The sequence below is a fragment of the Pseudomonas sp. PvP025 genome, from assembly GCF_017832155.1.
Lineage (GTDB): Bacteria > Pseudomonadota > Gammaproteobacteria > Pseudomonadales > Pseudomonadaceae > Aquipseudomonas.
Window position 1 is genome coordinate 999,560 of sequence record NZ_JAFIBJ010000001.1, and the last position, 19,978, is coordinate 1,019,537.

Annotated in this window: 16 protein-coding genes; 4 read left to right on the top strand and 12 right to left on the bottom strand. The window is 62.6% G+C overall.

Features of this window, described 5'->3' with window-relative positions:
• Positions 1–42: 42 nt before the first annotated feature.
• Positions 43–1,368 (top strand): PLP-dependent aminotransferase family protein, encoded by a 1,326-nt coding sequence (locus JOE32_RS04020; protein ID WP_209990316.1) that lies wholly within the window; start codon positions 43–45, stop codon positions 1,366–1,368.
• 6 nt (positions 1,369–1,374) lie between these two features.
• Here JOE32_RS04020 and JOE32_RS04025 read toward each other — a convergent pair whose 3' ends face one another.
• Entirely contained in the window at positions 1,375–1,806 is a 432-nt protein-coding gene (locus JOE32_RS04025) for a nuclear transport factor 2 family protein (protein ID WP_209981645.1), read from the bottom strand.
• Between the two features lie 151 nt (positions 1,807–1,957).
• On the opposite strand from JOE32_RS04025, the gene JOE32_RS04030 reads away from it, so the two are divergent.
• Entirely contained in the window at positions 1,958–2,170 is a 213-nt protein-coding gene (locus JOE32_RS04030; protein WP_209981647.1) for a DUF6434 domain-containing protein, read from the top strand.
• A gap of 696 nt (positions 2,171–2,866) precedes the next feature.
• Here JOE32_RS04030 and JOE32_RS04035 read toward each other — a convergent pair.
• The 5 genes from JOE32_RS04035 to proP all read right to left on the bottom strand — a co-directional run bounded on the left by JOE32_RS04035 (position 2,867) and on the right by proP (position 9,298).
• A complete protein-coding gene (locus JOE32_RS04035; RefSeq protein WP_209990320.1) occupies positions 2,867–4,576 on the bottom strand; it encodes an amidase in 1,710 nt (569 codons plus the stop codon).
• A gap of 75 nt (positions 4,577–4,651) precedes the next feature.
• Positions 4,652–5,818, bottom strand: a complete 1,167-nt coding sequence (locus JOE32_RS04040) for a GGDEF domain-containing protein (RefSeq protein ID WP_209981649.1) — start codon at positions 5,816–5,818, stop codon at positions 4,652–4,654.
• Between the two features lie 111 nt (positions 5,819–5,929).
• Positions 5,930–7,141 (bottom strand): MFS transporter, encoded by a 1,212-nt coding sequence (locus JOE32_RS04045; RefSeq protein WP_209981651.1) that lies wholly within the window; start codon positions 7,139–7,141, stop codon positions 5,930–5,932.
• Positions 7,142–7,237: 96 nt separating this feature from the next.
• Positions 7,238–7,744, bottom strand: a complete 507-nt coding sequence (locus JOE32_RS04050; protein WP_209981653.1) for a GAF domain-containing protein — start codon at positions 7,742–7,744, stop codon at positions 7,238–7,240.
• 51 nt (positions 7,745–7,795) lie between these two features.
• The gene (proP, locus tag JOE32_RS04055) at positions 7,796–9,298 is read right to left on the bottom strand and encodes a glycine betaine/L-proline transporter ProP (RefSeq protein WP_209981655.1); all 1,503 of its coding nucleotides are present in this window, start codon (positions 9,296–9,298) and stop codon (positions 7,796–7,798) included.
• A gap of 327 nt (positions 9,299–9,625) precedes the next feature.
• On the opposite strand from proP, the gene JOE32_RS04060 reads away from it, so the two are divergent.
• Complete coding sequence (locus JOE32_RS04060; protein ID WP_209981658.1) at positions 9,626–11,029, top strand: MFS transporter; 1,404 nt, start codon at positions 9,626–9,628, stop codon at positions 11,027–11,029.
• A gap of 133 nt (positions 11,030–11,162) precedes the next feature.
• Here the strand turns inward: JOE32_RS04060 and JOE32_RS04065 are convergent, their stop codons facing one another.
• Both JOE32_RS04065 and JOE32_RS04070 read right to left on the bottom strand, forming a co-directional pair.
• Complete coding sequence (locus JOE32_RS04065) at positions 11,163–12,455, bottom strand: sorbosone dehydrogenase family protein (RefSeq protein WP_209981661.1); 1,293 nt, start codon at positions 12,453–12,455, stop codon at positions 11,163–11,165.
• A complete protein-coding gene (locus tag JOE32_RS04070; protein ID WP_209981663.1) occupies positions 12,452–12,868 on the bottom strand; it encodes a DUF2231 domain-containing protein in 417 nt (138 codons plus the stop codon). Before JOE32_RS04070 ends, JOE32_RS04065 begins: the two co-directional genes overlap by 4 nt.
• Positions 12,869–13,044: 176 nt before the next feature.
• Here JOE32_RS04070 and JOE32_RS04075 point away from each other — a divergent pair, with 176 nt between their 5' ends.
• On the top strand, positions 13,045–14,082 hold the full coding sequence (locus JOE32_RS04075) for a UV damage endonuclease UvsE (RefSeq protein WP_209981665.1): 1,038 nt from the start codon (positions 13,045–13,047) through the stop codon (positions 14,080–14,082).
• Between the two features lie 441 nt (positions 14,083–14,523).
• On the opposite strand, the gene JOE32_RS04080 is transcribed toward JOE32_RS04075, so the two are convergent.
• The 4 genes from JOE32_RS04080 to JOE32_RS04095 all read right to left on the bottom strand — a co-directional run bounded on the left by JOE32_RS04080 (position 14,524) and on the right by JOE32_RS04095 (position 19,976).
• Entirely contained in the window at positions 14,524–16,464 is a 1,941-nt protein-coding gene (locus JOE32_RS04080; RefSeq protein ID WP_209981667.1) for a methyl-accepting chemotaxis protein, read from the bottom strand.
• Positions 16,465–16,630: 166 nt separating this feature from the next.
• Complete coding sequence (locus tag JOE32_RS04085) at positions 16,631–17,962, bottom strand: ABC transporter substrate-binding protein (RefSeq protein WP_209981669.1); 1,332 nt, start codon at positions 17,960–17,962, stop codon at positions 16,631–16,633.
• A 43-nt stretch (positions 17,963–18,005) separates the two neighbouring features.
• Positions 18,006–19,073: a branched-chain amino acid ABC transporter permease gene (locus JOE32_RS04090; RefSeq protein WP_209981671.1), complete on the bottom strand. Its 1,068-nt coding sequence runs from the start codon at positions 19,071–19,073 to the stop codon at positions 18,006–18,008.
• 21 nt (positions 19,074–19,094) lie between these two features.
• Entirely contained in the window at positions 19,095–19,976 is an 882-nt protein-coding gene (locus tag JOE32_RS04095) for a branched-chain amino acid ABC transporter permease (protein ID WP_209981673.1), read from the bottom strand.
• Positions 19,977–19,978 lie beyond the last annotated feature (2 nt).

The following is a 19,978-nucleotide window of genomic DNA, read 5'->3' on the forward strand; positions in this document are numbered from 1 at the left end:
CAGCATTGAGACAATCAAAAAATTGTCATGGATACATCGCTCATGCCCCGTGCGCGCTACAAGTCGCTGGTCGACAGCTTTGCTCAGGCTATCCGCTCTGGCCGGATGCCGGCGGGAACACGTCTGCCCACCCATCGCCAGTTGGCCGCCGACCACCGTCTGGCGCTGGCCACGGCGAGCCGCGTGTACAGCGAACTCGAAGCCATGGGCCTGGTCAGCGGCGAAACCGGGCGCGGCACCTTCGTGCGTGAGATCGCCCTGTCGCCGGGGCAGGGCAGTGGGCAGATGCCGGTCGCGAGCGACCTGCTCGACCTGAACTTCAACTATCCGTCGCTGCCGGGTCAGGCGGACCTGCTGCGCACGGCGTTACGCCAGTTGGCGCTGTCCGGCGACCTGGAGGCGCTGCTGCGCTACCAGCCCCATGCCGGGCGCCTGCATGAACGTGCAGCGGTAGCGCGCCACTTGCTGAGCCGGGGCCTGTCGGTAGCGGCCGAGCAGGTGCTGGTGGTCAGCGGCGCGCAGCATGGGTTGGCCGTCAGCCTGATGGCGTTGCTCAAGCCCGGCGATGTGATCGCGGTGGATGCCCTGACGTACTCGGGCTTCAAGGTGCTGGCCGAAACCTTGCATCTGGACATCGTCGCGATGCCGGTCACCACCAGCGGGCCAGACCTGGACTACTTGCAAGGTCTCTGTCAGAGGCGCCTGGTCAAGGCCGTGTACAGCATGCCGACCCTTCACAACCCGCTGGGTTGGGTGATGGACATGGCGCAACGCGAGCGACTGGTGGCGATTGCCCGCCAGCACAATCTGATGATCATCGAGGATGCGGCCTACGCCTTTCTGGCTGAACAAGCGCCGCCGCCGCTGGCGACCCTGGCCCCGGAGCGCACGCTGTATGTGGGCGGGCTGTCCAAAAGCGTCGCCACCGGTTTGCGTGTGGGTTTCATCGCGGCGCCTGCGGCTTGGGTGAGAGGATTGGAGCGTACCCTCATGGCTACCACCTGGAACGTACCCGGGGTGATGAGTGCGATTGCCGTGGCCTGGCTCGAAGACGGCACGGTGGCGCAACTGGAAGCGCAAAAGCGCGAGGATGCTCGGGCGCGACAGGCCGTGGCCGCGCAGGTGTTCAAAGGGCTGGTGACGGTAAGCCACGCCTCGTCGTATTTCCTGTGGCTGCCCCTGGCGGACAACCTGCGCGCCGATCAGGTGGCAATGACGCTGCAGGGCAAAGGTGTGTCCGTGTCCACCGCCGAACCGTTTGCCGTTTCGGCGCAAGTGCCTCACGCATTGCGCCTGGCCCTGGGCTCGGTGCCCATGCCGGCGCTGCGTGATGCGCTGATGACGGTGCGTAAGGCTGTAGCGTGGTGAGCCCAATCAGTACTTGTAAGCCTGACGACCGATCAACAGCCACTTGCCTTTTTGCTTCTGCCAGACCTGGAAGTTGTCGATATCGGTCGGCACGTCGACGCCGCTGTTCACTGCCAGGGCGTGAAAGTGATTGCGCACCAGGGCGGTGTCACCGTTCAGGGTGATGGTCTGGTTCTGCATTTCGAGGGTCTTGAACGCGCTGACGTGGTTTTCCAGGTCGGCGATAAATTGCGCCTTGGTCTGCACCTTGCCGCTGGAGTGGCCGTAGGTGAGGTTATCGGAGGTCAGCGCGTTGAGCTGCTTGAGGTCCAGGTGCAGCATGGCCTGGGTCAGTTGATCGACGGCCTGGGCAACCTCTTTTTCGGCAGGGGCAGGCGTAGCGGCGACGTAGCCGGCGAACAGGCACAGAAAACCGATCAGCACTTTGAATTTTTGCATGGGGGTTCCTTATTGTTGTGGGGGCGCACGCTCACCAGGTGAGTTGTCGTACAACCATGCAATAGATTCGAAAGCGAAGGAAAGTGAATTTTTGAAATATCTTGAAAGGACTATGCTGATGCCCAATCACCCGACGCCTGCGAGAGCCTGAATGGAATTTAACTGGCACAGCGACCGACTTACCCGCGCCACGCCTGTCACCTCAGGCTACAAGAACACTCAGAACGTACGCCGATTCATGCTTGAGCAGTGTGGTACGGCGTTCAAGTTTGATCGGCCGTTCATGGCCTGGATCCGCAACGGCACGCCCAAGACACTGGGGGATGCGGTGGACGAGTGGCAACGCCGGCAAGCCGACGTTTAAACCTCTGCAAACAGGGCTCTTGTGGCGAGCGGGCTTGCTTGTGGCGAGCGGGCTTGCCCCGCGTTGGGCTGCGAAGCAGCCCCAGTAAAGACAAATGCGCTGTATCAGGCACTCCCTGGGACTGGTTTTGGGGCTGCTCCGCACCCCAACGCGGGGCAAGCCCGCTCGCCACGGGGCGTTTCGCGATCCTCGAATTTGCATTCAGCCTGTCATTCAGTCGCCAGCGGCGGAGTACGCGGCGGCACCGGGCGACGGCTGCCGGTGGCTTCATACGCCGCAGCAAAGCGCAGCAGCTAAACCCTGGTAAACAGGGCTCTTGTGGCGAGCGGGCTTGCCCTAATGCCGTTCAGTCAAGCGCAGATTCCCTGTGGCGAGCAGGCTTGTCCTGCGTTGGGCTGCGCAGCAGCCCCAAAGCCAGGCGCTGAGCCGTATCAGGTATACCGCGTTTTGCTTGATTGGGGGCGCTTCGCACCCCAACGCGGGGCAAGCCCGCTCGCCACAATAAGCCCACAAATTTTCCTTAACTGAACGGCATTAGGGCTTGCCCCGCGTTGGGCTGCGAAGCAGCCCCAGTAAAGACGAATGCGCTGTATCAGGCACTCCTTGGACTGGTTTTGGGGCTGCTTCGCACCCCAACGCGGGGCAAGCCCGCTCGCCACGGGGCGTTTCGCGATCCTCGAATTTGCATTTAGCCTGTCATTCACTCGCCAGCGGCGGGGTACGCGGCGGCACCAGGCGTTTGCTGCCGGTGGCTTCATACGCCGCAGCAAAGCGCAGCAGCGCCGAGTCGTCGTAGGCGCGGCCGGCAAAGGTCAGGCCGACCGGCATGCCGATGTCCGCCATCACGCCCATCGGCACGGTGACGGTGGGCACGCCCAGGTGGCGGATGGCAAGGTTGCCGTTGGCCACCCACACGCCGTTGCTCCAGGCGAGATCGGCGGACGCTTCGTTCACGTCGGCATCCGCCGGGCCCACGTCGGCCACGGTGGGGAACAGCACGGCGTCGAGTCCGCGTGCGTCCATCCAGTCTTCCAGGTCTACCCGGCGCGTGTGTTCCAGACCGCGCAGGCCATCGGGCAAGGTCGCGATTTCGTTCCAGGGCGTGATGCCGCGCTGGGCCATGCGCACGTATTCGTCCATGCCGGCGGCCAGGTCGTCTTCGCGGTTGGGCAGCGTGCCGGGGTCGTGGGGGAAAATCTGCGGGCCGTCCACATCGGCCAGGCGGTTGAGCGCCGGATCGCCGTTGGCGCGCAGGAAATCATCGAAGGCCCAGGCCGACAGTTCCCACAACTCATCGTGCAGAAATGCCTCGGATACCAGGCCACGGGTAAACACGGTCGGCGCGCCGGGGCGGTCGCCTTCGCAGTTGGACACCAGCGGGAAATCCACATCGATCACTTCGGCTCCAGCCGCTTCCAGCGCCTGGCGTGCGGCGTGCCACAGGTCGATCACCGATGCGCGGGTGTTGATCTTCTGCCCGGTCGGGCCGCCGATGCCGGGTTTTTCACTGGTGCCGGCCTCGGGGTCGGCATTGATGTACATGCGCGGCACGCCAAAGCGTTTGCCGGCGAGGGCGGCGCTGTCGGTAGCGAGTGCCGCGTAGGACGCCGGGCGCACCGCGCTGACGCTTGGGATCGGTACCCACGGTTGCAGACGCCACAGGTCGCCACGGGTGTCGGGGTCTTCGGCCACCACCACGTCGAGCACTTCCAGCAGGTCGGCCATGGTGCGCGCGAACGGCACCACCACGTCCATGGTCGGGGTCAGCGGCCAGTTGCCGCGCACCGAAATTACCCCGCGCGACGGCGTGTAGGCGCACAGGCCATTGTTCGACGCCGGGCCACGTCCGCTCGACCAGGTTTCCTCGGCCAGCCCGAACGCTGCAAAGCTCGCCGCCGTGGCCGTGCCGGCACCGTTGGACGAGCCGGACGCAAAAGGCGCCGTCAGGTAATCGGCGTTGTACGGGCTCTCGGCACGGCCATACACGCCGCGCTGCATACCGCCATTGGCCATCGGCGGCATGTTGGTCTTGCCCAGGCAGATGGCGCCACCGCCACGCAGCCGTTCAATGGTAAAGGCATCACGCTGGGCGACCAGCCTGGCAAACGCCGGGCTGCCGGATGCAGCGGTCAGGCCCTTGACCAGATAACTGTCTTTGGCGGTATAGGGAATGCCATCCAGCGGCCCGAGTGTTTCACCCCTGGCCCGGCGCGCATCGGACGCCTTGGCTTCGTCGAGCGCATCAGGGTTGCGCACCACCACGGCGTTCAACGCGGTGGCGGTGTGCGGGCCGTCATAGGCATCGATCCGCGCCAGGTACGCCTTGACCAGTTCAACGGCAGTGGTCTGGCCGGACTCAAGCGCAGCGCGCAATTGGGCAATCGAGACTTCGGTAACTTGCATCAGATTTTTTTCGCCGCCTTCACGTGGGGGTATGGCGGCAGTCTACGTACAGATATTTCACAGTGCCACCTTACGACGCTAGCGCAGGCCGCCCGCGCCGGTGCGGTCTACCAGTTGCAGGCTGTCACGCCCGCCGCGCTTGGTTTCGTAAAGCGCGGTGTCGCCCAGTTCGATCACCGCCGCCAGCGAGGCAGGTGGCTGGTCGAACAGGTTGGCGCCGATGCTCAAGGTGACGGGCGCGGGTGTGGTGAAGGCTTGCGCGGCGCGTTGCTGGAATTGTTCGCGCAGGTGACTGCCCAGTTCGATGATCTGCTGCGTGGAAGTGTCGCTCAGCAGGATCACGAACTCATCGCCGCCCAGGCGGGCCGACAGCGCGCCCAGGGGCGTCGCGCTGCGGATCAGTTCGCTGAGGTCGATCAGCAGGCGGTCGCCGGCGGTATGGCCGTAGAGGTCGTTGACCAGCTTGAAGTTGTCGATGTCGATCAGCAGCAGCGCCCCGGGTTGCGTGGACGACACCTTGGCCAGCAGACGCGGTGCCCGCAGTTCCAGGGCGCGGCGATTGTAGAGGGCGGTCAGCGGGTCACGGGCGGCGAGCCGGGCGATCTGCTGTTCGCGGCGATGGCGCTCGGAGCCGGTCATCGACAGCGCAATCAGCATGATCGCCATGGCGCCTTCCACCAGGGAAATCTGGATGATCTCGCCCTTGAACGAAGCCAGGTCGATCAGCGCGCCCGGTATCAACACCGACAGCGCCTTGACCACATAGAAGCCGCCGTGAAACCGCAGCACGTAGCGCAGCTGTACCGCGCCGATGCTCAGCGAGCTGCCGTGGGGCCGCAGCAGGTAGCTCGCCCGTAGCGTCGGCAACGCCACCAGCAGCGACTGCACGCCCAGCATGGCCTTGGACCATGGCAGGTCGGCCGGCAGCGCCAGCATGCCGAACCACACCACAAGCATCAGCAACCAGGCCCGCGAAAGCTTTACCTGAGTAAACCGTGCAACGCCAAGCAGAAACAGCACGTGCGCGCTCACCAGCATGCCATTGGCGAGCCAGATGCCGATCATTAAAAAACCGTTGATGCGCAGCAAGGCCAGGGTGGAGCCGACGCCGATGGTGGCGAAACCGCTGGCCCAGAACAACAGCGAGGGTTCGCGCACACTGTGCCATTCAATCGCAAGGTAAAGGGCGGCAGCGGCTGCCAGGGCAACGGTCAGTGCCAGAATCGTAGGAGGGTCGAGCGTCATGTTGGTGCCGGGGTTGCCTGGGTGTGCGTTTAAAAACGCGATTGTAAGCGCACACGCAGGTTTTTCGGAGCTTTCAGAGTGATGGCTTAATGATATCAGATAGCCGGTTCATCAAACGCCTTTGGTCGACGGCAACAGGATCGTCAGGATGCCCACCAGCGGCAGGAACGAGCAGATCTTGTACACGTACTCGATACCGTGATTGTCCGCGAGCAAGCCCAGCAACGCCGCGCCGATCCCGCTGAAACCAAACATCAGCCCGAAGAACACCCCGGCGATCATCCCCACATTGCCCGGCACCAGTTCCTGGGCGAACACCACGATGGCCGAAAAGGCCGAGGCGAGCACGAAACCGATCACCACGCTGAGCACGGCAGTCCAGAACAGGTCGACGTAGGGCAGGGCGAGGGTGAACGGCGCCGCGCCGAGGATCGAGAACCAGATGACTTTCTTGCGCCCGATCCGGTCGCCAATCGGGCCGCCGGCGAAGGTGCCCACGGCGACGGCGCCGAGGAACAGAAACAGGTACATCTGCGAGCTGGACACCGACAGCTGGAATTTTTCGATGAGGTAAAAGGTGAAGTAGCTGGTGAGGCTGGTCATGTAGAAGTATTTGGAAAACACCAGCACCGCCAGCACCACCAGGGCAAAGGTCACGCGGCCTTTGGACAGGCCGTGGGTGGCTTTGCCGCCTTGCTTGAGCTTGAACAGGTTGAGGTGGTTGCGGTACCAGCGGCTCAGGCCGTACAGCACCAGAATGGCGAACACGGCAAACAGGCCGAACCAGGCGATATGGGTCTGGCCGTAGGGAATGATGATCGCCGCCGCCAGCAACGGGCCGAAGGCGCTGCCGGTGTTGCCGCCCACCTGGAAGGTCGATTGCGCCAGGCCGTAGCGTCCGCCCGAGGCCAGGCGCGCGACGCGTGACGTTTCCGGGTGGAAGGTCGACGAGCCCACGCCCACCAGCGCCGCCGCCATCAGGATGGCGGGGAAGCTGCCGACAAACGCCAGCATCAGGATACCGACCAGGGTGCACACCATGCCGGCCGGCAGCAGCCAGGGCTTGGGGTGACGGTCGGTGTGGTAGCCGATCCAGGGTTGCAGCAGCGAGGCGGTGAGCTGGAACGTGAGGGTGATCAGGCCGACCTGGGTGAAGCTCAGCCCGTAGTTGGCCTTGAGCATCGGGTAGATCGACGGCAGCACGGCCTGGATCAGGTCGTTGATCAGGTGGGCGAGGGCGCAGGCGCCCAACACGCGCATGACCAACGGGCTTATCTGGGGCGCAGGGGCGGCAGCGGAGGGTGTGGCGGTAACGGTCGACATGCAGGCATTCCATACAAGGCAGCTAACAGGGGCTGACAGTACTTCAGCTGGCAGCTCATTTCTAATTGTTTCGAAGCCTGTGCTGCAGGCATTCCGTTACTGCTCGGACACCGACAGGTTTGCGTAGAAGATGCAGCCGATCAAGCGTGCGAACAGGCTCAGGGTTTCCGGCAGGTTGGGGTCTTCAAACAGCATTGCGCGCGAATCCAGGGCGCACAGGGCACCGTAGAGACGGCCATCGGGGAGGAAGATCGGCGCGCCGGCGTAGCTTTCAATGTCGAACTGCTTGACCACCGGGCGTACCGCGAAACGGCCGCTCTTGCTCACTTGCGGGATGAACAGGGTCGTGGGGTTGACGCAGAATTCGCTGCACAGGGTGGTTTCCAGGTCCAGCACGTCGTTGGCGTTGATGCCCATTCCCGAAGGGTCGTAGACCGAACAGACCACCCACTCGACGTCGGTGAACTTGGCGATCCCGGCAAAGCGCATGCCGGTCAGGCGGGTGACCAGTTGCAGGATGCTGGTGGTGGCTTCGATTTCGGCAATGGCAGCGCGCTCGTCCGCGCTGAGCAATGATTGTGGGGCGATGACGCTTGGAACCATTTGGAACACTCCAAAGACGTGGCGACCGAGGCCGCCACGTGCAGGCAGGTACTAGTTGATGCGTGGATGCTGTTGTACCAGATTGTTGCGCTTGGCTTCCAGTGCGGCGATCTCGGCATCGATATCTTCGATCTTCTGCTCGATATTATCGTGATGTTCCTGCAACAGTTCCTTGGCTTCTTCCATGTCCGAAGCCGCCGGCGCCGCGCCGCGCAGGGGCTTGTTGGCGGTTTCCTTCATGGTCAGACCGGTGATCAGGCCGATTACCGCGAACACCATCAGGTAGTACGCGGGCATGAACAGGTTGTTGGTGCTTTCCACCAGCCAGGCCACCGCCGTCGGGGTAACACCCGCGATCAGTACCGACACGTTGAACGCACTGGCCAGGGCGCTGTAGCGCAGGTGAGTGGGGAACATCGCCGGCAAGGTGGAAGCCATCACGCCGATAAAGAAGTTCAGCACCACCGCGAGGATCAACAGGCCGGCGAAAATCAGCCCGGTCTTGCCGCTGGTGATCAGCATGAACGCCGGGATCGACAGCAACAGCAGGCCGATGCTGCCGGCGATGATGAAGGGCTTGCGGCCGATCTTGTCGCTGACAAAGCCGATGAACGGCTGCACGAACAGCATGCCCACCATGATTGCGATGATGATCAGCACGCCGCTGTTTTCGGCGTAGTGCAGGTTATGCGACAGGTAGCTGGGCATGTAGGTGAGCAGCATGTAGTACGTCACGTTGGTGGCCGCGACGATACCGATGCAGGTCAGCAAACTGCGCCAGTGCTTGGTAGCGATCTCCTTGAACGACACTTTGGGGCCATGGGTCAGGCCTTCGCGGTCGCCCTGTTCGAGCTTGTCGACGTGCTGTTGAAAGGCCGGGGTTTCTTCCAGCGCATGGCGCAGGTAGAGGCCGATCATGCCCAGGGGCAGGGCCAGGAAGAACGGCAGACGCCAGCCCCAGGCTTCGAAGTCCGCCTCACCCAGCACGGTGGAAATCAACACCACCACGCCCGCGCCCAGCACGAAACCGGCAATCGAGCCGAAGTCCAGCCAGCTGCCGAGGAAGCCACGCTTGCGGTCAGGAGCATATTCGGCGACGAAGATCGACGCGCCGGTGTATTCACCGCCCACCGAGAAGCCCTGGGCCATTTTGCAGAGCAGCAGCAGGATCGGTGCCCAGATGCCGATGGAGGCATAACCGGGAATCAGGCCGATGGCGAACGTGCTCAGGGACATGATCACGATGGTGGCGGCGAGGACTTTCTGTCGCCCGTATTTGTCACCCAGTGCGCCGAAGAACAGGCCACCCAGTGGACGAATCAGGAAGGGAACGGAGAACGTGGCCAGGGCTGCGATCATTTGCACGCTGGGGGAGGCATCCGGGAAGAACACCTTGCCGAGCACATAGGCGACGAACCCATACACGCCAAAGTCGAACCATTCCATGGCGTTACCCAGTGCGGCGGCGGTGATCGCCTTGCGCATCTTGGCATCGTCGACAATGGTGATGTCTTTCAAACCGATGGGTTTGACGCTTTTCTTACGTAGTTTCATGCAGACCACTCTAAACAGAACAGGGGGAGTGCCATCGTTGCAGTGGCACCGCTGTGCTGCTTCAGATACACGCGGACACGAAATAATTCACCTTGTTGCATATTTTTTTGTCTTTTCTGCCTGCAGGCGAGAAGGCCATCGAGTGATGCGAGATTGTCATCCTACAACCTGTTGCGGCTGCCGTATTTCATACCCCTTTAAATCCTTGCCCAATCGGCAATATTTCAGATTGACACCCTGTAGCCGTCCCGATATAAAAGCCACAGTTGTACGACGACATATGACGTTACATATGTCCTACCTAACAAAAATAAAAAAAGTGATGCCATGAATCTGAACGAGCCCATCAGTGCCCATCGTGTCGGCCAGGCGGTCGGCAATTACCGCTGGACCATCTGTGCGATGCTGTTCTTCGCCACCACCGTCAACTACCTCGACCGCCAGGTGCTCAGCCTGTTGGCGCCGCAGTTGTCGACGCAATTTGGCTGGAGCAACACCGACTACGCCAACATCGCGGCGGTGTTCCAGTTTGTCTACGCGATTTCCATGCTGTTTGCCGGGCGTTTTGTCGACAGGATCGGCACCAAGGCGGCTTACGTCATCGCCATCGGCATCTGGTCCAGCGGTGCCATCCTGCACGCGTTCGCGGTGCCGATGGGTGAGGGGATTGCGGCGGTCAGCGGCGCAATCGGTCTGGCGGTGATCCCGGTGTCGATTGCCGGTTTCATGCTGGCGCGTGCGGTGCTGGCGATTGGCGAGGCGGGTAACTTCCCGATCGCCATCAAGGCCACCGCCGAATACTTTCCGAAAAAGGAGCGCTCGTTCGCCACCGGTATCTTCAACTCGGGCGCCAACGTGGGCGCGATCCTGGCGCCGATCTGCGTGCCACTGATTGCCGGCATGTGGGGCTGGGAGGCGGCCTTCATGGTGATCGGCATGCTCGGCTTCGTGTGGGTGGCGATCTGGGCCGCCGTGTATGAAAAGCCGGACCAACAAAAACGCCTGTCGGCCGAAGAGCTGGCCTACATCCGCAGTGACCAGACCGCACAGCCGCTCACCCCGGCGCCTGCCGGCAGCGTCGCAAAGAAAGTCTCCTGGTTCAAATTGCTCACCTACCGCCAGACCTGGGCCTTCGCCTTCGGCAAGTTCATGACCGACGGCGTGTGGTGGTTCTTCCTGTTCTGGTTGCCCACCTACCTGTCGGCGCAGTACGGCATGAAAGGTGCGGATATCGTGATGCCGCTGGCCGTGCTGTACAGCATGACCATGGTCGGCAGCATCGGCGGCGGCTGGTTCCCCAGCTACTTCATGGCCCGAGGCGACGCACCTTACGACGGCCGCATGAAAGCCATGCTGGTGATCGCACTGTTTCCGCTGGTGGTATTGCTGGCGCAGCCGCTGGGCTACATCAGCTTCTGGATACCGGTATTGCTGATTGGCGTGGGCGCGTCGGCGCACCAGGCGTGGTCGTGCAACATCTTCACCACCGTGTCCGACATGTTCCCGCAGAAGACCGTAGCCTCGGTGGTCGGCATCGGCGGCATGGCCGGCGGCCTGGGCGGTGTGGTAATGACCAAGATCGGCGGCTGGGTGTTCGACTATTACAAGTCGATCAACGACATCCACACCGGCTACATGATCATGTTCGCGATCTGCGCCCTGGCGTACCTGGTGGCATGGAGCGTGATGAAGACGCTGGTGCCGCGCCACAAGGAAATCACGGACCTCTAAAAGCGGCGGCGATCAAGTGTGGAAGGGGGCTTGCTCCCGATGGCGGTGGGTCAGTCAATGCAGATGTTGACTGAAACACTGCCATCGGGAGCAAGCCCCCTCCCACATTTCGATCGCCGTTTATCAGACCAGGTTACGGGTTGCGCGTGACTCGCCAAATGGTATTGGCCAGGTCATCGGCAATGATCAGCGCGCCTTTGGGGTCAACTGTCACGCCCACCGGGCGGCCGCGGGTCTTGCCGTCATCGCCGCGAAAGCCGGTGGCGAAATCAATCGGCTCGCCAGCCGGCTTGCCATTGCTGAACGGCACGAAGATCACTTTGTAGCCCACCGGGTTGGGACGGTTCCAGCTGCCGTGTTCGCCCACGAATACGCCGTCGGCAAACCTGGCGCCCATGGCCGGGATGGAAAAGTCCACGCCCAGCGCCGCCACGTGGGAGCCGAGGCTGTAATCCGGCTTGATCGCAGCGGCCACCTTGGCCGGGTTTTGCGGTTGCGCACGTGGGTCGACGTTCTGCCCCCAATAGCTGTAGGGCCAGCCGTAGAAGGCGCCTTCACGCACCGAAGTCAGGTAGTCCGGCACCAGGTCCGGGCCCAGTTCGTCGCGTTCGTTGACGACCGTCCACAATTGCCCGGACCCCGGTTGAATGGTCAGCGCGGTCGGGTTGCGCAGGCCGGTGGCGTAAGGCTTGTGCGCGCCAGTGGCGGCGTCGATCTGCCAGACCATCGCGCGGTCGATCTCCACTTCCATGCCGCGTTCGGTCACATTGCTGTTGGAGCCGATGCCCACGTAGAGCTGGCGCCCGTCCTCGCTCACGGCCAGGGACTTGGTCCAGTGATGATTGATCTGCGCCGGCAGGTCGGTGACCTTGGTCGGTGCGCCGCTGGCTTTGGTCTGGCCGTCGGCATAGTCGAAGCTCACCAGCGCATCCTGATTGGCCACATAGAGCTTGCCGTTGGCGAAGGCCAGGCCGTAGGGCGCGTTGAGGTTGTCGGCAAACACGGTCTTGAGTTCGTACTTGCCATCGCCGTCCGCATCGCGCAGCAGGGTGATGCGGTTGCCGCTCTTCACCTTGGTGTTGCCCTCGGCCTTGATCAGGCTGGCGATCACGTCCTTGGGCTTGAGCTTGGCGGCGCTGCCACCGCGACCTTCGGCCACCAGAATGTCACCGTTGGGCAGCACCAGGGTCTGGCGCGGGATCGCCAGGTCGGTGGCAATGGCGGTCACACTGAAGCCTTCGGGCACCGTGGGCTTGCGGTCGCCCCAGGGGGTCGGCTCGGCAATCTTCATGCTCGGCAGCAGGCTGCTTTGCTGTTCCGGCAACTTGGGATCCGGGCCACGGGCCTGGGTCTTGTCGCCTTCGCCACCGCAGGCAGCCAGCAGCAGTGCGGCGCTCAATAAGGTGAGGGTGTGGGACGTTTTCATTTGCTACCTCCGGCGCGCAGGCCAGTCCAGGTTGCCGCCAGGGTCAGCAGCAGCACGATGGCCGACAGCACCAGGCCGGCGGGCATGGCGGCGTAGGCATCCTTGGCGTGTTGGAAGGCATTGACCAGGCCCAGGACCCAGGTGGCCAGCAACAGCAACACGTACAGCAGCGGTGCCCCGGCCTTGCGCTCGGCGCGTACCAGGTTGACCAGCGCGCACAACAGCGCCAAACCGCAGAACACCAGCGCACCGGCGATCAGCCAGGAGGCAAAGTTGGCCCACTGAATCTGGAAAGTCTGGGTGTAGGCGATGTCACTGAGCAGGGCGCCGAGAAACAGCGGCACGGTGCCGGCGAGCAAGGTCGCATGCAGCGGCCCGGGGGTGATGCGCTGATACGCGGGAAGGGTTGTCATGGGGGAACGGCTCCTTGTTGTACAACGCCCCAGGTTCGGGGCAGCGCATAGGAAAGGAACGCAGCATTTGTCAGAAAGTTCAGCGCATCTCGTGTCTAAATATTATGAACCGCCAGGGTCAGCCGCCGGCCCAACACCTTACAATCCCGCTCAATACTCCCACGCCAGGCCCTTCCATGACCCACCCTCGCATCGGTTTCGCGTGCCAGTACCGGCACCCAGAACGCTTGCTGTCCAACAGCGCCCTCAAGTTGATCGAAGGCCCGTACAACCCGCGTACCACCACGTTGCGCTGGATGGACGGGGTGGCGCCAGAGGTCGCCCGCGCCAAGCTGTTCGAGGTAGTCACCCATAACCTTGCGGCCCAACTGCGTCTGCTGGCCTACGTCGCCGACCTGCCGCCGACCCTGCGCATGCTGCGCTTGAGCAGCGACCTGCTGCCGTTCTACAGCCACCCGAAAGTCGCCGTCTTCTACCAGGACCCGGCCATTGCCAGCCAATTGCTCGAAGGTTTTGCCGCCATCGGCGACCTGGCGCGCGCGTCTGACATTCGTTTGTCATTCCATCCCGGCCAGTACTGCGTGCTCGGCTCGGAAAACCCCGGCGTGGTGGAAAACAGCCTGGCCGAATTCGAATACCACGCCGACATGATCCGCATGATGGGCTATGGCCGGCGCTTCCAGGACCTCAAATGCAACGTGCACATCGCCGGTCGCCTGGGCGTGGCGGGCACGCGCGCGGTGTGGTCGCGTTTATCGGAAGTGGCGCGCAACTGCATTACGTTCGAAAACGACGAAAAGACCTACGGCCTCGATCACTGCCTGCAAGTGGCCGACCTGGCGCCCGTGGTGCTGGATATTCACCACTGCTGGATCAACGAAAACGACTACATCGACCCCGATTCGCCACGGGTTGCCCGCGTGATCGAAAGCTGGCGCGGCGTGCGCCCGACCCTGCATTACTCCCAGCCCCAGGAGGTATTGCAGGAAATGGGCTTTGACGCCGAGCACAAACTGGAAATGGATGCCTTGCTGAAGGTGGTCTCCAAGCGCGACCTGTACGCCCACAGCGCGCAAATGTGGAACCGCTGGACCAACGATTACGCGCTGCAGTTTTTTGATCGTTTCGACATCATGCTCGAAGCCAAGGACAAGAATGTGGCTGCGCTGGCGTTTTACGAGCATTTCAAAAAAAGCTCAGCGGCCTCCAGCTGACACAGCTTCTCAGTGCGGAGCGGGCGTGTTGTGGCTAGCGAGCTTGCCCTAATGCCGTTCAGTTAAGCCAACGTGATGCTCGAAGCAACGAGCGGTGCGACTTTTCGGTGTACATATCGGTTGTGCGGTAACGGCGGCTTAGGGTTCCGCCCTTACGGCGGCTCACTTTTGAAAAGCGCAAAAGTAAGCAAAACGCTCTTGCCCCAACACTCGGCACCTCGCCTGGGCTCGGTGTGCCCGAACGCTGTAAAAAATGTGGGAGGGGGCTTGCTCCCGATGGCGTCGGCCCAGCAAACATTGATGTTGAAGACCCACCGCTTTCGCGGGCAAGTCGAATCGTCGCACCGCAGCTCTTATCAAACACAAAATAACTTATTGATTTTAAACCTGAAGTTTCAGGCAGCCACAAGGGTTCGCTCTATACAAACGGTTAATCAGTCCCTAGGACTTGAACCGTCCCACCAACCCATTCAACTCGTCCGACAGTTGCGACAACCGCCCCGAGTCGTCCTGCGCCGAATGGGCCAGGCTTTCCACCAGCCGTGCTTCGTCGTAGATCTGCTGGATATGCCGGTTGATCTCTTCGGCCACGCTGTGTTGCTCTTCGGCGGCGGCGGAGATCTGCAGGTTCTGGTCGCGGATTTCGTTGACCGAGGTCTGGATGCCTTCGAAGCTGTCGCGCGCGCTTTCGATGGATGACACGCTGGCGCGGGACAAGTCCATGCAGCTGTTCATCTTCTGCGTGACTTCCTCGGTCTTGCTGCCGAGGGAGCCCAGCAGGTGCTCGATTTCGCCGGTGGAGTCGGACGTGCGCTTGGCCAGCGCGCGCACTTCGTCGGCCACCACCGCAAAACCACGGCCCTGGTCACCGGCCCGGGCGGCTTCGATGGCGGCGTTGAGCGCCAGCAGGTTGGTCTGTTCGGCAATCGCGCGGATGGTGCCGAGGATCTGGTTGATGCTGCGGCTGCCGGCTTCCAGCTCGACCATGGCCTGGGACGATTCGCTCAGGCGCCGGCCCAGGCGGTTGACGTTGTCGGTGGTCACTTCGATCTGCTGCTTGCCCTCGGCGACACGGCGGTGACCGTTTTCGGCCGACTCGGCCGCGCCGCTGCAGGAACGCGCCACCTCGTTGGCGGTGGCGACCATTTCATTGAACGCGGTCGATACCAGCTCCACAGCCTCGCGCTGGCGCCCGGCCGCTTCGTTCATGTTGTGCGCCACTTCGCTGTTGACCCGTGAGGCGTCCTGCAAATTGGTCGATGCCGACCCGATGCGCTGGATCAGATGGCGAATCGCGGCAAGAAACTTGTTGAACCAGCCGGCCAGTTCCGCAGTTTCATCCTTGCCCTGCACGTGCAGGTCATGGCGCAGGTCGCCTTCGCCCTCGGCGATTGACTGCAAGCCACTGCTGACCTGGCCAATCGGCTTGACGATCACCTTGGAAAACGCCGCCGCGAGCAGCCCGAAGATCAGCACCAGCACCACCACGATCACGGCCGTGATGTAAGTCATGCGGGTCGCGGCTGCCATCACTTCGTTGTATTCAATCAGCCCCACATAACGCCAGCCCAGACCAGGCGAGGTCCAGATGTTGGCCATGTAGCGCACGCCGTCGATCACCACCTCGGTGGAGCCCTGAGGGGTGTTGGCCAACTGCGCGTACGGCGCGCCGAGGTCCTTGAGCGGCTTGAAGTTGTGCGCGGCATCGCGCGGGTCCACCAGCACCACGCCGTCTTCGATCAGCATCACGTAGCCGCTGTCTCCCAGCTTGATGCTCTTGAGCAACTCGGTGAGGTTCTTCAGCGACACACTCACCACGAACACGCCCTTGGGCTTGCCGGCGTTATCCAGCAACGTGCGCGCAGTGCCCACCAGGGCCACGTCATCTTTATCGTAATAGTAAGCCGGGGTGCGCACGGTCTTGCCGGGGCTGGCCATGGCGGCCTTGTACCACGGGCGGGCGCGCGGGTCGTATTTGGCCAGTTGCGGATCGTCAGGCCATTTAACGTAGGTGCCGTCCTCAAGGCCAATGGACAAGATGGCCGCCGCCGGGTGAGTGGTGCCAAAGCGCGCAAACTGCTCGATCACGCGCTGGGCCTGGGGCGGCATCGGTTGGCTGGCCGCATCGGCGCCCTGGTAGTTCTTCAGTGTGTCGACAGAGGTGTATACAGGATCGGCGGCCATTTGGTCGACGTTCTGCACCGTGCCATCGAAGAACTGCCGGATATTGCCGTCAATCTGACGAATCTCGCGGGTGCTGCCATCGATGAACTGATCGACCGCCTCGGTGCGCGTGTTCATGACGGAGATCACCGCGACCAGGCTGACCGGGATAAAAGCGACGCAGACGAACGCGAGCACCAGCTTGTTCTTTATTTTCATGGAGACGACCATCAGCGGGGAGGGCGGCCAAATCGTCTGCCCTGGGTGGGCACGGCGACTTGATTTCACTGACTGTTTCGGCCTGATGGTGGTAAAGCTTTAGCGTTATTTTGTGTACAACTCGTCGCTGCCGAGTGGCGCCTTCCCTGGCGCTCTTTTCACCCGTTTATTGCGCCTGGCTGCAGTCGCGCGGGGTGATGCCTTTTTCCTTGGCGTACTGCTTCGCCGAGGCCTCGATGATGGGGCGCAACAGCGCGCGGTCGGCCTGCACCCAGTCGCTGATCAGGTTCCAGCGCTGCCCGTCCCATTGCTGGAAACGCACCGCGCCGCCGCCTTCATGGTCGGCGCAGGACAGCTTCAGCGGCTGCACCAGGCCCTTGGCGCCCAGCGCCTGCAACCGCGCATCGTCCAGGTTCAGGTGCTCGAAGCCCCAGCGCACCTGCTCGCCGGTCAGGGGTTGGTGGCCGTATTTCTCCTGGGCCAGGCGCACGGCTTCGACGTTGAGAATGCCGTTGACCACGCCCAGGTTGTAATACACGGTGCCAAAGCGCTTGGGGTCGGCGAGGTTGCCCTTGCCCGGGTCGATCACGCTGTGCTGAATGCCTTGCAGCACGGGAAAGTCGGTGCCCGAAGGGTGAGTGGTGATGGCGATGAAACCCTTGGCGGCGCTGCCGGCCGGCACCACGTCTTCTTCCGAATTGCTCCAGATGTTGCCGATGATGTGATCGGCCGGGTAGCCGACTTTTTGTGCCGACTTGAGCGCCACCGGGTTCATCACGCCCCAGCCGCGCAGGATCACCCAGTCCGGCTTGAGGCGGCGGATGTTCAGCCATTGCGATTGCTGTTCGTTGCCCGGGTGGGGCACTTCGAGCAGGGTCAGTTCGAAGCCGGCATTTTTCGCCAGAGTCTCCAGCACGCCGTTGGTTTCCTTGCCATACGGCGAGCCGTGATAGAGCACGGCGATTTTCTTGCCCTTGAGCTTGTCGGCGCCGCCTTCACGCTGGCCGATGTAATTGATGATCGCCGAGACTTCTGAATACGGGTTGAGCTGCAACGGGAACACATAGGGGAAGACGCTGCCGTCGGTGGAGTCGGTGCGGCCGTGGTTGATGGTGATCAGCGGCAGCTTGTCGGCGCTTGAGCGCTCCAGCGTGGCATAGGCGATGCCCACTGACAGCGGGTTGGTGGCCGCTGCCGGCGCACCGTTGAGCCCGCCCTTGAGGCGCTCGTAGCATTCGACGCCTTTTTCCACCACGTACTCGGTTTCGCATTCGCTCCAGGTCAGCTTGACGCCGTTCACGCCGCCCTGGGCGTTGACGTATTGCAGGTAGTCGATGAACCCGCCGAAGAACCCGCTGCCACCAGCGGCATAAGGGCCGACGCGGTAGCTTTGCAAAGGAAAGTATTGTTCGTTGGCGGCCTGGGCCGCGGCCGTGAACCCGGCGGTCATCAAGGCCAGGCCAAGTGCCAGGCGGCGCAGCGATAAGCGGTGGGGCATAGAGGCGATTCCTTGAGCAGTGATTGAATGTCAGTAACTGAATTCAGTAACGCAGCGGCCACACCCTGGCCCGTTGACGAAAGCGCTGCCACAGCCGGGCCAGCCCCTCCGGTTCCTTGATCAGGAAGGCGATGATCAGCGCGCCGAACAGCATCTTCTGGATATTTTCCAGCTGGCCCGCGTCCATCAACCCGGCAGGCAGCAGCGCGAAGAGATTGCCCAGCAGAATCGGGAACAGCACGATGAAGGCCGCGCCGAGAAGGTTGCCGAGCACACTGCCCAGGCCGCCGATAATGATGATGAACAGCACCTGGAACGAGCGGCTCAGGTCAAAACCGTGGGGCTCCACGGTGCCCAGATAAGCGAATGCCCACAGTGAGCCGGCGATGCCCAGGTAGAAGCCGCTGATGGCGAACGCCAGCAGCTTGGCCTTGTACAGGCGAATGCCGATGACGGCGGCGGCGGTGTCCATGTCGCGCACCGCCATCCAGTTGCGGCCCAGTTCGCTGCGCACCAGGTTCTTGCCCAGCCAGAACAGCGCCACCACCACCGCCAGGGTCAATACGTAGCGACCCCGAGGCGAGCTGAAGTCCAGCCCGGCCATCAGCAGCGGTGGCGAGGTGATCACGCCGGACGCGTTGTCATTGGTAAACCAACTGAAGCGGGTGAGCACCCACTCCACCACGAACTGTGCGGCAAGCGTCGCCACCAGCAGGTAAAAGCCTTTGATGCGCAGGCTCGGCAAACCGAACAGCACCGCCACCAGCGCGGCGATCACACCGCCCAGGGCGAAGCTCACCAGCAGCGGCAAGCCGGGCACGCGCAATTGCAGGTTGTAGGCGGCAAACGCGCCCACTGCCATGAACGCCGCCGAGCCCAGCGACAGCTGCCCGGCGTAGCCGGTGAGCAGGTTCAGGCCAAGGCCGGCGAGTGACAACACCAGCAGCGGCACGAGGATTGCGCTGAACCAGTAGTCATTGCCCAGCCAGGGCACGCCGACAAAGGCCAACCCCAACAGCAGCCACAAGGCGACGCGGTCCTGGCGCAGGCGGAACGTGCGGCGCTCGGCCGCGTAGGAGGTATTCAGTTGACCGACTTCTTGATACAGCATGCAGGCATTTCCTCAGGGCAATCAGACCCGTTCGATGGCGCGTTCGCCGAACAACCCTGCCGGGCGCACCAGCAGAAACAGCATGGCGAGCACATAGGGCACCCAGTTCTCAATGCCACTGCCGATAATCGGGCCGAGGTAGATCTCCGCGACTTTCTCGGTGGCACCGATGATCAAACCGCCGACAATCGCCCCACTGATCGAGGAAAACCCGCCGATGATCAGCACCGGCAAGGCCTTGAGCACCACCAGCGACAGCGAGAACTGCACCCCCAGGCGCGCGCCCCACAGCAACCCGGCCACCAGCCCGACAAAACCGGCCACCGCCCACACCAGCGCCCAGATGCGTGGCAGGCGGATACCCACCGCCATCGAGGCCAGCGGATCATCCGCCACCGCGCGCAACGACAGGCCGATCCGCGTCTTGTTGAACAGCAACGACAGCGCCACCACCAGCACGGCGGCGGTGCCGGCGGCAAACAGGTCGAATTGCGACAGCAGCATGCCGCGGATTTCCAGCGGTTCGTCGGCAATGCCGAGGTCGAGGCCATGCACCTGCGCACCCCACAAAAACTGCGCAAACCCTTCGATCAGGTAGGACAGGCCCAGGGTGGCCATGAACAGGATGATCGGCGGGCGATTGACCAGTGGGCGCAGCACCACTTTTTCGATCAGCAGCGCCAGTACCACCATGCTCGCCAGCGTCGCCACGAAGGCCCAGGCAAACGGCAGGCCGCGCTCGAGCAGGCTAACAAAGGTCAGCGCGGCGAACAGCACCATGGCGCCCTGGGCGAAGTTGAACACCCCCGAGGCCTTGTAAATCAGCACAAAACCGATTGCCACCAGCGCATACATCACGCCCGCCAGCAGGCCGCCGACCAGCACTTCGAAGAAAAACTCCATGC

Bases quoted from the DNA above. Each gene is read 5' to 3' on its own strand.
- JOE32_RS04020 (WP_209990316.1), top strand. From the start codon at position 43: ATGCCCCGTGCGCGCTACAAGTCGCTGGTCGACAGCTTTGCTCAGGCT.
- JOE32_RS04070 (WP_209981663.1), bottom strand. From the start codon at position 12,868: ATGACAACCCTTCCCGCGTATCAGCGCATCACCCCCGGGCCGCTGCAT.
- JOE32_RS04075 (WP_209981665.1), top strand. From the start codon at position 13,045: ATGACCCACCCTCGCATCGGTTTCGCGTGCCAGTACCGGCACCCAGAA.
- JOE32_RS04090 (WP_209981671.1), bottom strand. From the start codon at position 19,073: ATGCTGTATCAAGAAGTCGGTCAACTGAATACCTCCTACGCGGCCGAG.
- JOE32_RS04030 (WP_209981647.1), top strand. From the start codon at position 1,958: ATGGAATTTAACTGGCACAGCGACCGACTTACCCGCGCCACGCCTGTC.
- JOE32_RS04095 (WP_209981673.1), bottom strand. From the start codon at position 19,976: ATGGAGTTTTTCTTCGAAGTGCTGGTCGGCGGCCTGCTGGCGGGCGTG.
- JOE32_RS04080 (WP_209981667.1), bottom strand. From the start codon at position 16,464: ATGAAAATAAAGAACAAGCTGGTGCTCGCGTTCGTCTGCGTCGCTTTT.
- proP (WP_209981655.1), bottom strand. From the start codon at position 9,298: ATGAAACTACGTAAGAAAAGCGTCAAACCCATCGGTTTGAAAGACATC.
- JOE32_RS04050 (WP_209981653.1), bottom strand. From the start codon at position 7,744: ATGGTTCCAAGCGTCATCGCCCCACAATCATTGCTCAGCGCGGACGAG.
- JOE32_RS04065 (WP_209981661.1), bottom strand. From the start codon at position 12,455: ATGAAAACGTCCCACACCCTCACCTTATTGAGCGCCGCACTGCTGCTG.
- JOE32_RS04045 (WP_209981651.1), bottom strand. From the start codon at position 7,141: ATGTCGACCGTTACCGCCACACCCTCCGCTGCCGCCCCTGCGCCCCAG.
- JOE32_RS04025 (WP_209981645.1), bottom strand. From the start codon at position 1,806: ATGCAAAAATTCAAAGTGCTGATCGGTTTTCTGTGCCTGTTCGCCGGC.
- JOE32_RS04085 (WP_209981669.1), bottom strand. From the start codon at position 17,962: ATGCCCCACCGCTTATCGCTGCGCCGCCTGGCACTTGGCCTGGCCTTG.
- JOE32_RS04060 (WP_209981658.1), top strand. From the start codon at position 9,626: ATGAATCTGAACGAGCCCATCAGTGCCCATCGTGTCGGCCAGGCGGTC.
- JOE32_RS04040 (WP_209981649.1), bottom strand. From the start codon at position 5,818: ATGACGCTCGACCCTCCTACGATTCTGGCACTGACCGTTGCCCTGGCA.